The organism is Burkholderia sp. SCN-KJ, from assembly GCF_024656005.1.
GTDB lineage: Bacteria > Pseudomonadota > Gammaproteobacteria > Burkholderiales > Burkholderiaceae > Burkholderia.
In genome coordinates this window covers 168,391-184,373 of record NZ_JANKOG010000003.1, presented here as the reverse complement: position 1 = coordinate 184,373, position 15,983 = coordinate 168,391, and the positions used below count along the sequence as shown (strand labels likewise).

Annotated in this window: 11 protein-coding genes and 1 riboswitch; of the genes, 9 read left to right on the top strand and 2 right to left on the bottom strand. The window is 69.4% G+C overall.

Annotated features, from left to right (window positions below; translation table 11 throughout):
- The first annotated feature begins 162 nt into the window (after nt 1-162).
- The 9 genes from NQV17_RS06645 (at nt 163) to NQV17_RS06605 (ending at nt 12,688) form a co-directional block, all read left to right on the top strand.
- Entirely contained in the window at nt 163-1,746 is a 1,584-nt protein-coding gene (locus NQV17_RS06645) for a Na+/H+ antiporter (RefSeq protein ID WP_257770666.1), read from the top strand.
- A gap of 506 nt (nt 1,747-2,252) precedes the next feature.
- Nucleotides 2,253-3,386, top strand: coding sequence for a hybrid sensor histidine kinase/response regulator (locus tag NQV17_RS06640; protein ID WP_308235452.1), 1,134 nt, complete (start codon nt 2,253-2,255; stop codon nt 3,384-3,386).
- A gap of 123 nt (nt 3,387-3,509) precedes the next feature.
- Complete coding sequence (locus NQV17_RS06635; protein WP_257770662.1) at nt 3,510-5,186, top strand: methyl-accepting chemotaxis protein; 1,677 nt, start codon at nt 3,510-3,512, stop codon at nt 5,184-5,186.
- A complete protein-coding gene (locus NQV17_RS06630) occupies nt 5,183-5,695 on the top strand; it encodes a chemotaxis protein CheW (protein WP_257770660.1) in 513 nt (170 codons plus the stop codon). Before NQV17_RS06635 ends, NQV17_RS06630 begins: the two co-directional genes overlap by 4 nt.
- Complete coding sequence (locus tag NQV17_RS06625; protein WP_257770658.1) at nt 5,692-7,125, top strand: protein-glutamate O-methyltransferase CheR; 1,434 nt, start codon at nt 5,692-5,694, stop codon at nt 7,123-7,125. The genes NQV17_RS06630 and NQV17_RS06625 overlap by 4 nt, the downstream gene beginning before the upstream one ends.
- A gap of 45 nt (nt 7,126-7,170) precedes the next feature.
- On the top strand, nt 7,171-7,875 hold the full coding sequence (locus NQV17_RS06620) for a chemotaxis protein CheW (RefSeq protein WP_044849304.1): 705 nt from the start codon (nt 7,171-7,173) through the stop codon (nt 7,873-7,875).
- Nucleotides 7,872-10,187, top strand: a complete 2,316-nt coding sequence (locus tag NQV17_RS06615) for a hybrid sensor histidine kinase/response regulator (RefSeq protein WP_257770656.1) — start codon at nt 7,872-7,874, stop codon at nt 10,185-10,187. The genes NQV17_RS06620 and NQV17_RS06615 overlap by 4 nt, the downstream gene beginning before the upstream one ends.
- Nucleotides 10,184-11,203 carry a chemotaxis response regulator protein-glutamate methylesterase gene (locus tag NQV17_RS06610; RefSeq protein WP_044846626.1) on the top strand — a complete coding sequence of 340 codons (1,020 nt, stop codon included), beginning with the start codon at nt 10,184-10,186 and terminating at the stop codon, nt 11,201-11,203. Before NQV17_RS06615 ends, NQV17_RS06610 begins: the two co-directional genes overlap by 4 nt.
- A 60-nt stretch (nt 11,204-11,263) precedes the next feature.
- Nucleotides 11,264-11,367, top strand: a riboswitch (Fluoride riboswitch).
- Nucleotides 11,368-11,446: 79 nt separating this feature from the next.
- On the top strand, nt 11,447-12,688 hold the full coding sequence (locus NQV17_RS06605) for a voltage-gated chloride channel family protein (RefSeq protein WP_257770653.1): 1,242 nt from the start codon (nt 11,447-11,449) through the stop codon (nt 12,686-12,688).
- A 92-nt stretch (nt 12,689-12,780) separates the two neighbouring features.
- Here NQV17_RS06605 and NQV17_RS06600 read toward each other — a convergent pair whose 3' ends face one another.
- Nucleotides 12,781-13,494, bottom strand: a complete 714-nt coding sequence (locus NQV17_RS06600) for a riboflavin synthase subunit alpha (RefSeq protein ID WP_257770651.1) — start codon at nt 13,492-13,494, stop codon at nt 12,781-12,783.
- A gap of 229 nt (nt 13,495-13,723) precedes the next feature.
- Nucleotides 13,724-15,586 (bottom strand): ABC transporter ATP-binding protein, encoded by a 1,863-nt coding sequence (locus NQV17_RS06595; protein WP_257770649.1) that lies wholly within the window; start codon nt 15,584-15,586, stop codon nt 13,724-13,726.
- Nucleotides 15,587-15,983 lie beyond the last annotated feature (397 nt).

The following is a 15,983-nucleotide window of genomic DNA, read 5'->3' as shown; positions in this document are numbered from 1 at the left end:
GATCGCGGCGATGTCCGCCGTGCGCCATCGTCGCGGCAGCGCGTGCCGCGCCGGCCGAACGCGCTCGACTGCACGCATCGCATCGTGATGTAATCGCGCGAATTGGCCAGCCGGGGTACGACACCGGCCGGCGTACGCATTCATTCCTCACGAGGTCGATTCATGTCCCCCGTCTCGGCATTCAAGCTGGTTCTGTTGTCATTCCTCGCGATCGTTGCGCTCGAATACATCGCCAAGCGGTTGCGGTTGCCGCCAGCGGCCGCGCTGCTGATCGGCGGCATCGGCATCGCGTTCATTCCCGGCCTGCCGCCGATCAACCTCGATCCGGAACTCGTGCTGCTCGTGTTCCTGCCGCCGCTGCTGATGGACGGCGCGTATTTCACCGTGTGGGAAGAGTTCAAGCGCAATGTGGGCGGCATCCTGCTGCTCGCGATCGGCGCGGTGGTGTTCACGACGTTCGCGGTCGGCTTCGCCGTGCACTGGGTCGTGCCGTCGCTGCCGTGGGCCGCGTGCTTTGCGCTTGGCGCGATCGTGTCGCCGCCCGATGCGGTGGCCGCGAAGGCGGTGCTCGAACGCGTCGCGCTGCCGCGCCGTCTGATGGTGCTGCTCGAAGGGGAGAGCCTGCTGAACGACGCGGCGGGCCTGGTGCTGTTCCGCTTCGCGGTCGCCGCCGCGCTGACGGGCGCGTTCAGCCTCGAGCACGCGGTCGTGCGTTTCGCGGAACTCGGGCTCGGCGGCGTCGTGGTCGGCTTCCTGGTCGGCAAGCTCGTCGTGTGGTTCCTGAAGCTGCTCGACGACGACTACCTGGTGGTCACCGTCGCGGTGATCGCCGGCTGGATCGCATACATCGCGGGCGAGATGGCCGAGGTGTCGGGCGTGATCGCGACGGTCACGACCGGCATGATCGTCGGCTGGCATCAGCACGAGGTGTTCTCGGCGGCCGTGCGCACGCGCGGCACCGCGTTCTGGCAGGTCATCGTGTTCCTGCTCGAAGCGCTGGTGTTCGTGCTGATCGGGCTGTCGCTGCGCGGCGCGATCCACCGGCTCGGCGGCTTCGAGCAGGTGCTCGCCACGATGATGCCGGCCGTGCTCGCGGTGCTGGCGGCCGTGATCGTATCGCGCTTCGTGTGGATCTATGCCGTCGAGGTGCTGAAGTGGCCGGTGCGCGGGATCGTGCGGCGCGGCGGCGCACCCGACTGGAAGGCCGCGACGGTCATGAGCTGGGCCGGCATGCGCGGGGTCGTGACGCTGGCGATCGCGCTGTCGTTGCCGGAGGCGCTGCCGGGCCGCGACGTGATCCTGGTCGCGTCGTTCGCGGTGATCCTCGTCACCGTGCTGCTGCAGGGCACGACCATCGGCCCGCTGATCCGCCTGCTGCGCCTGCCGCAACGCGAAGAGCGCGCCGCGCATCACCTGACCGAGCCGCAGACGTGGGCGCATATCGAGGCAGCGCAGCTCGCGGCGATCCAGCCGCTGGTGCGCGACGACAGCGGCAAGGTGATTCATCCGCGCCTGCTGGAGCAATACACGTATCGTGCGGAGCTGACCGAGCGGGCGAGGAACGAGCCCGAATATCCGGCGGAGGTCCGCGTCGCGCACTACGACGTCGTGCTGGCCGCGATCAAGGCCGGGCGCGTGGAGCTGCTGCGCCTGCATCGTTCGGGCCGCATTCACGACGAGATGCTGCACATGGTCGAGCGCGATCTCGACCTGCAAGAAGTGTCCGCGCAGCACGCGCGCGGGTAACCGGCCGCGCGGCCGGGCGTGAGCGCACGGCCGCCTTGCTGCGCCACCGGCCCCGGCCAGCGGCGTTCCATGCGTGCCGCGTCGCGGCCGATCCTGGCGCGGCGCGCACTTTTCCCCTCTCCACCTTCCCCATTCCGTCGCATCGAAATCCTGCCCCGATACGTTCGACGCGCGGGCCTTGCAGCGCATGCAAACCTCGTCGCGACGGCTTCGCAAACGTTGTCGTCTTTCGCGCCCGGAAATGATCTGATTAATCTGAATTCCGCTCTCTCACCATATTTGGCAAAACTAAACCGGAAGGAGATAGATGCTGTGTTCTAATTTCATTTAGAATCAGCCGGTTATCTTTATTGAGAGAAAGCGCGCGGAGGTAATGCGACCGTCGTCGGGGTGAATTCGACGTTCGGATCCCCGCGAGGCAATGCCGACAGGCCAGTTCGGCAACACAGGCGGATTTCTCTGCCGCCATGTTTTAAGATGGCGTCCAAGTCGGATAAACAACTCCTATGAAAGAATCAATTGGAGATTTGGCGTTTGAAACGGTATTTATGAAAGAATCCAGCGGTGAAAATGCGCCGGATTGTCTCGAATCGGGGCTATCGGTTCTGCTCGTCGACGACCAGCCGTTCGTCGGCGAGGTGATCCGTCGCGCGCTGCGCAGCGAGCACGATATCGACCTGCATGTGTGCACCGACGCACACCGGGCGATGGCGGTCGCGCGCGACGTGAAGCCGACGGTGATCCTGCAGGATCTCGTGATGCCGGACATCGACGGCCTCGACCTCGTTCGCGCGTGGCGCGCGAACGCCGACACCGCACGCGTGCCGATCATCGTGCTGTCGGCGAAGGAAGAGCCGATCGTCAAGCGCGAGGCGTTCATCGCCGGCGCGAACGACTATCTCGTGAAGCTCCCGGACGCGATGGAGCTGACCGCGCGCATCCGCTATCACTCGAATTCGTACCTGATGTCGCGGCAGCGCGACGAAGCGCTGGATTTCCTGTCGCACGACATGCGCTCGCCGCAGACGTCGATTCTCGCGCTGCTCGAGGTCTACCGGACCGAGCACGGCGACATGCCGGCGATCATGGAGCGCATTGCCGGCCACGCCCGGCGCGCGCTCGCGCTCGCCGACGGCTTCATCCACCTGACCCGCGCGCAGTCGGAACGCCGCGCGCACGAGGTCCTGAGCCTCAACGAGATCGTGCTCGACGCGGTCGACCAGCTGTGGGAGAAGGCGGCCGGATTCGGCAGCCGGGTCGTTGCCCACGTGCCCGACACCGAGTGCGTGACGATGGGCGACCGCATGATGCTCACGCGCGCGGTCGCGAACCTGATCGACAATGCGCTGAAGTACGGCCCGGCCGGTACGGACGTGCATTGCACGCTGAGCGACGACGACGGTGCCTGGCTGATCGGCGTCGAGGACGCCGGCTCCGGCATCGCGCCCGAGCAGCGCACGGCCGCGACCGAGTCGTTCGTGCGGCTCGAATCCGCGCATGGCGCGGCGCGCGGCGGCTTCGGTCTCGGCCTTGCGTTCGTCCGCGCGACGGCCGCGCGGCATCGCGGCCAGATCCTGATGCGCAATACGGCGCGCGGCTTCATGGTCGCGCTTCGGCTGCCGGCACAAGCGGAGCGATGATTTCGTGGCGCGGCCCGCCGGTGCCGCGTTGCCCGCAGACCCCGATGCGCTCGTGGCGCGCCGTCCGGCGCGCGGGCGGGCGCGGTTTTTTTCAACGCTGATTTTAGAAAGCCCATAACGAACATGGCCACCGTGACGCCCCGCGCGACCAATGAAAGCCTGCACACGACGAGCGGCGCCGCCCGGCTGACGCTCGGCAACCGTATCCTGATCAGCTTTGGCGTGCTGTTCGTGCTGATGCTGGTGATGGCCGGCGTGTCCTACGAGCGCCTGCGCGCGATCAACAGCGAAGCCGTCAGCATCGAACGCGATTCGCTGCCCGGCGTCTATCTCGCGGCGTCGCTGCGCGGCGCGGTCAACGAATCGTTCACGGCGCTGCAGCAGGCGACGTTCGTCGACACCGATCCCGAACTCGTGCAGCGCGATTTCGCGAAGATCGGCGAGGCGCTCAAGGAGGTCGAGTCGTTGTCGGTCGACTACCAGAACACGACGTTCCGCGATGACGACCGCCAGCGCTTCGCGACGTTTCGAGGCGCCTTCGACCGCTACCTGCCGCTGCTGAACGACGCGGTGCAGAAGAGCCGCGTGTCGCGCGAAGAGGCCGTCGCCGCCTATGCGAAGGTGCAGCCTTCATGGGCCGAGGTCGTGCGCAACGCGAACATCCTGGTGCAGGAGAACCGCAAGTTCGCCGACCAGTCCGCGAAGCTGATCCGCGAATCGGTGCAGGACACCGAGGTCGTGCTCGCGACCGCGCTGGCGATCGTGCTGCTGTCCGCGCTGGGGCTGGGCTACGGGCTGTACCGTTCCGTCACCGTGCCGATGGCGCGGCTCGTCGAGGTGCACGACGTGATGCGTACCGGCAACCTGACGCGGCGCCTCGACCTGCGCCGTCGCGATGAATTCGGCACGCTCGAGACGGGCTTCAACCGGATGGCCGACGAGCTGACCGAGCTGGTCGCGCGCGCGCAGCAGTCGTCGCTGCAGGTGACGACGTCGGTCGCCGAAATCGCGGCGACGTCGCGCGAGCAGCAGGCGACCGCCAATGAAACCGCGGCGACGACGACCGAAATCGGCGCGACGTCGCGCGAAATTTTCGCGACGTCGCGCGACCTGCTGCGCACGATGAACGAGGTGAACGGCGTGGCCGAGCAGTCGGCGACGCTCGCGGGCGTGAGCCAGAGCGGCCTCACGCGGATGGGCGAGACCATGCGCAGCGTGATGGACGCGGCCGGTTCGGTGAACGCGAAGCTCGCGATCCTCAACGAGAAGGCGCTGAACATCAACCAGGTCGTCGCGACCATCACCAAGGTGGCCGACCAGACCAACCTGCTGTCGCTGAACGCGGCGATCGAGGCCGAGAAGGCCGGCGAGTACGGCCGTGGTTTCGCGGTCGTCGCGACCGAGATCCGCCGCTTGGCCGACCAGACGGCGGTGGCGACCTACGACATCGAGCAGACGGTGAAGGAGATCCAGTCGGCCGTGTCGGCGGGCGTGATGGGGATGGACAAGTTCTCCGAGGAAGTGCGCCGCGGCATGCTCGACGTGCAGCAGGTCGGCGGGCAGCTGTCGCAGATCATCGCCGAGGTGCAGACGCTCGCGCCGCGCTTCCAGATGGTCAACGAAGGAATGCAGACGCAGGCGAACGGTGCCGAGCAGATCACGCAGGCGCTGTCGCAGCTGTCGGAAGCCGCGCAGCAGACGGCCGAATCGCTGCGCCAGTCGTCGCAGGCGATCGACGATCTGACGCTCGTCGCGAACCAGTTGCGCACCAGCGTGTCGCGCTTCAAGGTCGACGCGTGACGCGCGCCGAGTCGCACGGCGCCGCGCACGCGCTGTTCCTGATGTTCGAGCTCGACGGCGAGCGCTACGCGCTCGACGCGGCCGACATCGACGAGGTGTTGCCGCTCGCGACCGCCAAGGCCGTGCCCGGCGCGCCCGAATGGATCGCCGGGCTGCTGATGCGCGGCGGCCAGCCGGTGCCCGTGATCGACGTGCCGATGCTCGCGCTCGGACGGCGCGCGCATGCGTTGCGTTCGACGCGGCTGGTGATGGTCCGCTACCGCGCCGGGCAGCTCGACCGCGAGCGCGTGATCGGCCTGATCATCGAGCGCGCGACGCAGACGCTGCGGATCGATCGCACTGCGTTCCGCGCCAGCGGCGTATCGACCGCGCGCACGCGCTGGCTCGGGCGCGTCGCGAACACGCCCGACGGGATCGTGCAGCAGGTCTCGGTGTCCGACCTGATCGACGACGTTGCGCGCCTGTATCTGTTCGACGGCCTGCCGGGCCACGGAGGGGAGTCCGCATGAAAGAGTCCGATTCGCGATTTCGCGGCTGGCTGCTGCGCGAGACCGGCATCGACCCCGATTCGCTCGGCAACGATTTTCTGAGCCGCGCGCTGACGGAGCGCGTGCAGGCGCTGCAGGGCGACGGCGAGCGGCTGCCGTCGGCGGCGCGGCCGCCCGTCACGCCGGAAGCGCTCGACGCCTATTGGCAGCACCTCAACGCGTCGGCTGACGAACGGCGCGCGCTGATCGAGCTGTTCATCGTGCCGGAGACGTGGTTCTTCCGCGATCGCGAGGCGTTCGTGACGCTCGCGCGGCACGCGGCCGAGCGGCTCGCCGCGACGCCCGGGCGCGTGATCCGCGTGCTGAGCGCGCCGTGCTCGACTGGCGAGGAGCCGTATTCGGCGGCGATGGCGCTGCTCGACGCCGGGCTCGAGCCGGCCAGCTTCACGATCGACGCGCTCGACCTGAGCGCGCGCGCGATCGAACAGGCGCGGCTCGGCTGCTACGGGCGCAATGCGTTTCGCGGCACGGCGACCGAGTTCCGCGGCCGCTACTTCACGCCGGTCGCCGACGGCTGGCTGCTCGACGAGCGCGTGCGCGCGTGCGTGCAGTTTCGCCAGGCGAACCTGGTCGAACCGGGCCCCGATACGGGCATCCGCTACGATTTCGTGTTCTGCCGCAACGTGCTGATCTATTTCGACCGCGACGCGCAGGACCGTGTGATCGGTTCGCTCGAAAGCGCGCTCGCCGACGACGGCATGTTGTTCGTCGGGCCGGCCGAAACGGGCGTCGCGATGCGGCACGGGATGCGTTCGGCCCGCGTGCCGCTGGCGTTCGCGTTTCATCGCGGGCGCGATGGCGCCGCGGCGGACGGGTACGCGGCCCGCCATGCGGCACCGCTGCCCGCGGTTGCGCCGTACCGGCGCGCCGAGCGTTTCGCCGTGGCGCCGCCGGCTGCGACGCGTCCGCTGCTGGCCGTCGTCCCGCCGACGTGGCGCGATGCCGCGCCGTCGCGCGCTGCCTTTGAACCGGCCGGGCGCCCGACGGCATTCGGGCCGCGGGCCGACGTGCGCGTCGACCCGCTGGCCGATGCGGCGAACGTGGCCGGCACGCCCGCGCCCGCGCCGGCGACGGCGGCCGCCGACGGTGCCGCGCCGACGCTCGAGGAAGCGCAGGCGCTGGCCAACGCGGGCGCATTCGACGAGGCCGAGCGCGTGCTCGCGCAGTTCTCCGCGCACGCCGGGCCGCACGCCGACGCGTTCTACCTGAACGGGCTGATCGCGGATGCGCGCGGGCGCGTCGCGGAAGCGGGCGATTTCTACCGGAAGGCGCTGTATCTGCGGCCGACGCACCACGAAGCGCTGACGCATCTCGCGACCTTGCTGGACGTGGGCGGCGACGGCGCCGGCGCGCAATGGCTGCTCGAGCGTGCGCGGCGCTCGGCCGGATAACGAGAATACGGGTTGGGAGCCGACATCGGGATGACCGAGGAACGAATGAACCGCGACGCCGTTGCCACTGACGACACGACGATCGGCGTCGACGATTGCTGGAACCGGATCGGCACGCACGGCGACCGCTCGTGCGAGCGGCTGGCCGATTGCTTGCGCTGCCTGAACTGCCCGGTCTACGCGTATCACGCGGCGAAACTGCTCGAACGCCCGCTCGGCGCCGCCGAGCTGGCCGACGCGACGCAGCGGATCAGCGCGTTCGACGCGACCCGCGCGCACGGCGACGACGATACGCATCAGGCGGCACTGGCGTTTCGCGTCGCCGACGAATGGCTCGCGCTGCCGATCGGCGTGCTGCGCGAGATCGCCGGCACGCGTCCGATCCATTCGCTGCCGCATCGCCGCCATTCGGCCGTGCGCGGCGTGGTCAACATTCGCGGCACGCTGCGCATCGCGATCTCGATCGGCGCGCTGCTCGGCCTCGACGCGGGCAAGGGCCGCGAGGGTGGCGCGGACGGCCGTTTCACGCGGCTGCTGGTCGCCGCGCACCAGGGCGAGCCGGTGGTGTTCCCGGTCGACGAAGTCGAGGGCGTGCTGCGCTTCGGCGCATCCGAATGGGTGCCCGTGCCGGCGACGGTCGGGCGCGCGAGCGCCGGCCTGTCGCGCGGCGTGCTGTCGTGGCGCGGCAAGTCGATCGGCTTGCTCGACGACGATCGGCTGTTCGACGCCGTGACACGGAGCATGCGATGAGCGGCGATGACGATCTGAGCCAACTGTCGCTGCTCGAGCTGTATCGCGAGGAGACGCGCACGCAGACCCAGGCGCTGTCCGAGCGCCTGCTCGCGCTCGAATCGGGCGAGCCCGACTCCGTCGCGCTCGAGGCGTGCATGCGCGCCGCACATTCGCTGAAGGGCGCCGCGCGCATCGTCGGCGTGCCGCTCGGCGTCGACATCGCGGGGCGCATGGAAGAATGCTTCGTCGCGGCGCAGGCCGGCACGATCGCGCTGACGGCCACGCATGTCGACGTGCTGCTGGCCGGCGTCGACCTGCTGGTGCGCGTCGCCGACCCGCAGGCGCAGCCCGTGTCGCCGGCGGAGATCGAGGCGTTCGCGCTGGCGCTGACGGGCGCCGACGGCGCGCACGCGATGCCGGCACCGGCTTTCGCGCCGCCGCCGGCGGCCGCGGTGCCGTCCGTCGTGCCGTCTCGCGAGCACGACGGCGCCGCGAACGAGCCCGTGGGGGCCGGCGCCGCGGTGCCGCCGCTCGCGCTGCCGGCGGCCATGCCCGATCCGGTCCAGGCCGGCCGCGCGGCCGGCGCGGGCGCGATGCGCCGCGTGCGGGCCGATACGCTGAACCGGCTGCTGAGCCTGTCCGGCGAGTCGCTCGTCGAATCGCGCTGGCTCAAGCCGTTCGCGGAATCGATGCTGCGCGTGAAGCGCGCGCAGCGCGACGCGGCCCGTTCGCTCGATCTGTTGTACGAACAGTTTGCCGACGATCTCGACGCGGGCGTGCTCGCATCGGTGAACGAAGTGCGGCACATGCTCAACGACCTGCAGCGTTCGCTCGCCGAGCGCATGGACGAATTCGACCGCTTCGAGCGGCGCAGCACGCATATCGCCGAACAGCTGTACGACGAGGCGCTGCAGTGCCGGATGCGGCCGTTCGGCGACGCGACGCGCGCGTATCCGCGCATCGTCCGCGATCTCGCGCGCTCGCTCGGCAAGCAGGTGCGCTTCTCGATCGTCGGCGAAGGCACGCAGGTCGACCGCGACATCCTCGACCTGCTCGACGCGCCGCTCGGCCACCTGCTGCGCAACGCGATCGACCACGGCGTCGAAGCGCCCGACGCGCGCCTCGCGCGCGGCAAGCCGGCCGAGGCGAGCGTGACGCTCGAAGCGCGGCATAGCGCCGGCTCGCTGCTCGTCAGCGTGATCGACGACGGGCCGGGCGTCGACATGGATGCGTTGCGCGCGGCGGTCGTGCGCCAGCGCCTGACCGACGACGAGACGGCCGCGCGGCTGTCCGATCCCGAACTGCTCGAATTCCTGCTGCTGCCGGGCTTCTCGATGCGCGATGCGGTGACCGACGTGTCGGGGCGCGGCGTCGGCCTCGACGCGGTGCAGGAGATGGTGCGCGGCGTGCGCGGCGCGGTGCGCATCTTCAACGAGCCCGGCGCGGGCATGCGCTTCGTGCTGCAGCTGCCGCTCACGCTGTCGGTGATCCGCAGCCTGCTGGTCGAGGTCGGCGGCGAGCCGTACGCGTTCCCGCTCGCGCACGTGCGCCGCACGCTCGAACTGTCGCACGACGACATCGACGTGCTCGAAGGCCAGCCGCATTTTCCGTTCGACGGCCGGCGCGCGGGCCTCGTCGCCGCGCACCAGCTGCTCGATGCCGGCGAGCCCGGCGTCGCGCGCGCAAGCACGGCGGTCGTGGTCGTCGGCGGCGAGCCCGAGCTCTACGGTGTCGCCGTCGACCGCTTCCTCGGCGAACGGATGCTCGTCGTGCAGCCGCTCGACAGCCGCCTGCACAAGATCCAGAACATCGCGGCCGGCGCATTGCTCGAGAACGGCGACCCGGTGCTGATCGTCGACGTCGAGGATCTGATCCGCTCCGTCGACAAGCTCGTGCGCGGCGGACAGCTCGCGAAACTCGCGCGCGACCGGCAGCTCGCGCTCGCCGACCGGCGCCGCCGCGTGCTCGTCGTCGACGATTCGCTGACGGTGCGCGAGCTCGAACGCAAGCTGCTGGAAAAGCGCGGCTACGACGTGACCATCGCGGTCGACGGAATGGACGGCTGGAACGCGGTGCGCAGCGACGCGTTCGACCTGGTCGTCACCGACGTCGACATGCCGCGCATGGACGGGATCGAACTCGTCACGCTGATCAAGGGCGATCCGACGCTCAAGCGCGTGCCGGTGATGATCGTGTCGTACAAGGATCGCGACGAGGATCGCCGGCGCGGGCTCGATGCCGGTGCCGACTACTACCTCGCGAAGAGCAGTTTCCACGACGAGGCGCTGCTCGACGCGGTGCACGACCTGATCGGGGACGCACGCGGATGAACATCGGCATCGTCAACGATCTGCCGCTTGCCGTCGAGGCGCTGCGCCGCGTGATCGCGCTGCGCACGGATCATCGCGTGCTGTGGGTGGCGACCGACGGCGACGAGGCAGTGGATTTCTGCGTCGCGCATCCGCCCGACCTCGTGCTGATGGATCTCGTGATGCCGAAGCTCGACGGCGTGGCCGCGACCCGGCAGATCATGGCGCGCGCGCCGTGCGCGATCCTGATCGTGACCGCGAGCGTCAGCGCGAACACGTCGTCGGTCTACGAGGCGATGGGGGCCGGCGCGCTCGACGCGGTCGACACGCCGACGCTCGCGCTCGGCCTGCCGTCGGATGCGGCGCCGCAGCCGCTGCTCGCGAAGATCGACCAGATCGGCCGGCTGCTCGAAAGCCGGACCACGACGCTCGTGCCGCCCGGGCCGGCACCCGCGCGCGGCCAGCCGACGCTGATCGCGATCGGCGCGTCGGCGGGCGGGCCGACCGCGCTCACCGCGCTGTTGCGCGCGCTGCCGGCCGATTTCCCGGCTGCGCTCGTGATCGTCCAGCACGTCGACCAGGCGTTCGCCGTCGGCATGGCGGAGTGGCTCGACGGCTATACGCGGCTGCCCGTGCGCGTCGCGCGGCAGGGCAGCGTGCCGCAGGCGGGCGAGGTGCTGCTCGCGGCGACCAACGATCACCTGTACATCTCGCCGCGCGGCGTGCTCGGCTATACGCGGCATCCGGCCGAGACGCCGTACCGGCCGTCGATCGACGTGTTCTTCAACAGCGTCGCCGACGGCTGGGAGGGCGACGCGCTCGGCGTGCTGCTGACCGGGATGGGGCGCGATGGCGCGCTCGGGCTGAAGGCGATGCGCGCGAAGGGGTGCTACACGATCGCGCAGGACGCGGCGACGAGCGCCGTCTACGGGATGCCGAAGGCGGCCGCGGCGATCGGCGCGGCGTCGGCGATCCTGCCGCTCGACCGGATCGCGCCGCAACTGATTTCACGCGTGACGCGCATGCCGCTCGACTGACGGCGCGCCGCGGCCCCGGCGGGGCCGCATTGCGCGCGCCGCGCGGCGTCGCGTACAATTGCCGCCTGCGGAGATGGCATGCCTCCCTGCGGTCGATCCCGGCGCGTCGCGCGCGGTTCGGCCCTCAACCGCCGGTTTGCCCGGCTGATGATGCCTGCGTGTTCCTGGGTCGTCAGGAGGTCGCAGGCCGTCCATGCGGTATTCTGCCGCCCAGGTTTTGATGTCCCGTCGAATCTGGAAATCATGTTTTTCTCGACTTCTGCCGATTTTTTCGCGACCGTGCGCTACGTGTGCCGCTGGCTCGCGCTCTCTGCGTTGCTCGGCGCGCTGGCCGGCACGGCTTCCGCGTTGTTCCTGATCGCGCTCGATTGGGCGACCGGCACGCGCGTCGCGCATCCCTGGCTGCTGTGGGGGCTGCCGGCCGCCGGTTTGGCGACCGGCTGGGTCTACCACCGGTTCGGCCAGTCGGTCGCGCGCGGCAACAACCTGCTGATCGACGAGATTCACGACCCGAAGGCGCTGGTGCCGAAGCGGATGGCGCCGCTCGTGCTCGTCGCGACCGTCGTCACGCACCTGTTCGGCGGGTCGGCCGGCCGCGAGGGCACGGCCGTGCAGATGGGCGGCGCGCTCGCCGATCGCGTCACGCACCTGTTCCGGCTCGATCGCGAGCATCGGCGCGTGCTGCTGATGGGCGGCATCGCGGCCGGGTTCGCGTCGGTGTTCGGTACGCCGCTCGCGGGCGCCGTGTTCGGGCTCGAGGTGCTCGCGATCGGCCGCGTACGGTACGACGCGCTGCTGACCTGCGTCGCGTCGGCGATCGTCGCGGATGTCGTGTGCCGCGCGTGGGGCGTGCATCACACCGCTTATGCGATTCCGTTCGTGCCGGCCGTGTCGGCGACGGGGCTGGCCGCGACGGTCGTCGCGGGTGTCGCGTTCGGCGTCGTCGGCCGGCTGTTCGCGTTCGCGACGCATGCGCTGACCGCGTGGTTTCGCCGCGTGATCCGCCATGCGCCGCTGCAGCCGGTGCTCGGCGGCCTGCTGGTCGCGGTGGCCGCCACCGTGCTGAACGTGCCGCAGTACCTCGGGCTCGGCATTCCGACGATCGAAGCCGCGTTTCACGGGCCGCTGCCGGCTTACGATTTCGCGGGCAAGTTCGCGTTCACCGTCGTCACGCTCGCGTCGGGGTTCAAGGGCGGCGAAGTGACGCCGCTGTTCTACATCGGCGCGACGCTGGGCAACGCGCTCGGACAGGTGCTGGCGCTGCCGGTGCCCGTGCTGGCGGGGCTCGGTTTCGTCGCGGTGTTCGCGGGCGCGGCCAACACGCCGATCGCGTCGACGATCATGGCGATCGAACTGTTCGGCGCGGATGTCGGCGTGTATGCGATCGTCGCCTGCGTGGTCGCCTATCTGTTTTCCGGACACGCGGGGATTTATCGCGCGCAGCGGGTGGCGGTGGGGAAGGGGGCGCAGGTGGAGGTGGAGTAAGGCCGCGTGCGGGGCGGCCGACCGGCCGCATCGCGACGGAAACCGGCGCCCGGTGAATCGGGCGTCACCGGGAATGGCGGCGTCCTTTGCCGTTACGCCTTCGGCAGCTTCGCGACGTTCCGCGCGAGCAGTTCCTCGATATCGATGCCCTTCTCCGCGAGCAACGTCGTGACGACGCCGGTCAATTCCCCGAGGGTTTCCTTGACCGACTCGCGGATCGTATCCACGACGACCTGCGTGCTGCGCTCGATCTCGATATTGACCCGGTCGTCGACGCCCTTCGCATCGAAGGTGGTCGCGCGTCGCGTTTCGGGAATCAGCCAGACGTCGAACCAGCCTTCGTCGCGATTGACGTCCGACACGGTGAGGCTGCAGCCGTTGATCGCGATATAGCCTTTCGCGAACACGTAGCGCCTGAAATCGGCCGGCACGCCGATGCGGATCATCCGGTTGTGTTCGGACGACGCGATGTTCGCGATCGTTCCCATGAAGTCGACATGTCCGGACAGCGGATGCCCGCCGATTTCAGCGCCGTCCTTCGCGGCCCGCTCGACGTTGATCCGGGCACCGGTCGTGAGGTCGGCGAGCGTGGTGATGCGCAGGCTCGGCAACATCACGTCGAAGTCGATCAGCTCGGGCGAGTGGATGGTCGTCACGGTCAGGCAGACGCCGTCGACCGAGACGCTCGCGCCGATCTCGATGTCGGTGGTGAACCGCTCGGGGAATTCGATGCTGAACGTTCTCAGTTCGCCGTGATCCTTGATGGCCTTGATGACGCCAACACCCTGAACAATGCCTGTAAACATGATCTGCCTTTCGTCGCAAATTGCCTGGCCGACATGATAAGTGATCGCGGCTCGCCTCGTTCGCAACGGGTTTGCCGGGCAGCGCACGGCGGCTCGCGTGGCGCGGTCGAATGGAATCGACGACGCGCGCAACGGCCTCGCGAATTCCCGACGATCGCATCGCCGTCCCGCGTGGCGCAACCGGGCGCGGCGGCGGTGTGCCGCGCGTCCGGTGGCGATCGGGTTGCCATCAGGCTTGCGCCGGCTCCCCAAGCGGCCCGGCATGACCGTCCGCCGTGCGCCGCGGCGGATCGATCAGGCCCTTCGCGAGTTCCAGCGCCTGCCGCTCGAACAGCCGGCGATACGTCCCGCCGTCGATGCGGATCAGCGCGTCGTGGCTGCCTTCCTCGATCACCTTGCCGCGCTCGAGCACGAGCAGACGGTCGAGCGCGCGCACCGTCGACAGCCGGTGCGCGACGACGAGCGTCGTGCGCCCGACCATCAGCCGCTCCATCGCCTGCTGGATCAGCACCTCGCTTTCGCTGTCGAGGCTCGACGTCGCTTCGTCGAGGATCAGGATCGGCGCATCCGCGAGGAACGCACGCGCGATCGCGACGCGCTGGCGTTCGCCGCCCGACAGCTTGATCCCGCGCTCGCCGACGAGCGTGTCATAGCCGTCCGGCAGCGCGACGATGAAGTCGTGCGCGCTGGCAAGACGCGCGGCGCGCTCGATCTCCGCACGGCTCGCGTCGGGGCGCGCATACGCGATGTTCTCCGCGAGCGTGCGGTGGAACAGCACGGGTTCCTGCTGGACGATCGCGATCTGGCTGCGCAGCGAATCCTGCCGCACCTGCGCGATGTCCTGGCCGTCGATCGTGATGCGGCCGCCCGACACGTCGTACAGGCGCTGGATCAGCTTGATGAAGGTCGTCTTGCCCGACCCGGAATGGCCGACGAGGCCCACGCGTTCGCCGGGCGCGATGCGCATCGAGAAGTCGTCGTACAGCGGCACCGGATGGTTGCCGTAGCGGAACGTCACGTGCTCGAAGCGGATCTCGCCTTGCCCGATCCGGATCGCGGGCGCGCCGGGCCGATCGTCGATGCCGAGCGGCTGGCGCTCGAGCGCGACGAGTTCTTCCATGTCGTTGACCGAGCGCTGCAGGTTGCGGATGTGCATGCCGACGTCGCGCAGGTAGCCCTGCAGCATGAAGAACATCGTCAGCGAGAACGCGATGTCGCCGACGCTCGCTTCGTCGTTCGCCCACAGCCGCAGCGCGACGCCGATCATCGCCGCCTGCATCGCGACGAGCATCGCGCCCTGCAGCCCGCCGTTGAACGTGCCGCGCACCCACGTGCGGCGCGTGCGCTGGCGCCACTTGCCGATCACGCGATCGAGCCGCGCTTCCTCGCGCGTTTCCGCGCCGAACGCCTTGACGACCGCGTTGCAGCTCACGGCGTCGGCGAGCGCGCCGCCCATGCGCGTGTCCCACAGGTTGCCGAGCCGCGCGGCCGGCGCGACGATGCCGAGCGACACCGCGACCGTTACCGAGATGTACAGCAGCGAACCCGCACCGACGACGAGCCCCATCACCGGCCAGTGCGTGCCGAGCAGCACGGTCGCGCCGACGAGCATCGTGACCGACGGCAGCAGCGCGATCAGCACCGTGTCGTTCAGCAGGTCGAGCGCCCAGATCCCGCGCGTGATCTTGCGCACGGTCGACCCCGCGAAGCTGTTCGCGTGCCAGTCGGTCGAGAAACGCTGCACGCGATGGAACGACGCCGCGGCGATCTCGCTCATCATCTTCAGCGTGAGCGTGATGATGTTCAGGTAGACGCCCTGCCGCAGCAGCGTCGCGCCGATACCGAGCGCGGCCAGCGTGCCGAACGCGGTGACGGCCGCATGCCACGCGGCGGCACGGTCGGTCAGGCCGCTCGACAGCGCATCGACGAGGCGCCCGGCGAACAGCGGCGTGAGCACGTCGGCAAGCGCGCCGAGCAGCGCCAGCGTCGTGATCGTCGCGATGCGCACCGGCTGCTTGCGCCAGTAGCGGAACGTGAAGCCGAAGACGGCCTGGAATGCCTGGCCGCCCAGATGGGTGGTTTTTCTGGTCATGTATCGTTGCCCGGCGCATCGCGCGACGGGACTTTCCGGTTCGGAGAACGTCGAAAACGCGACAGCCGGACCGCGCGCACGACGCGGGCGAAACGAAACGGGCTGTCGGGAAAATGCGCGGGCTGGCGGGCTAGAGAAGCACTCGCAAGCCGGCGCGGACGACGGGCTGGATCAGCCGCGTCGTGGGACCACGTTCGGGAAGGTTGCTGGCATTCGGAACATCTGCACCTCCCTGAAGTGAATGGTTGAAAGGACGCCGAAAAAGACGTGAAGGAATTTTATCAGCAGAGCCGGACGCGCTGCAACGTCTGACGAATGCGGCGTTGCAGCGGCGATGCGGTTAGTATTCGGGGTTTTGCCCCTCTTTCGTGCGTGTTCCGCGGTGCGGTGCCGCACG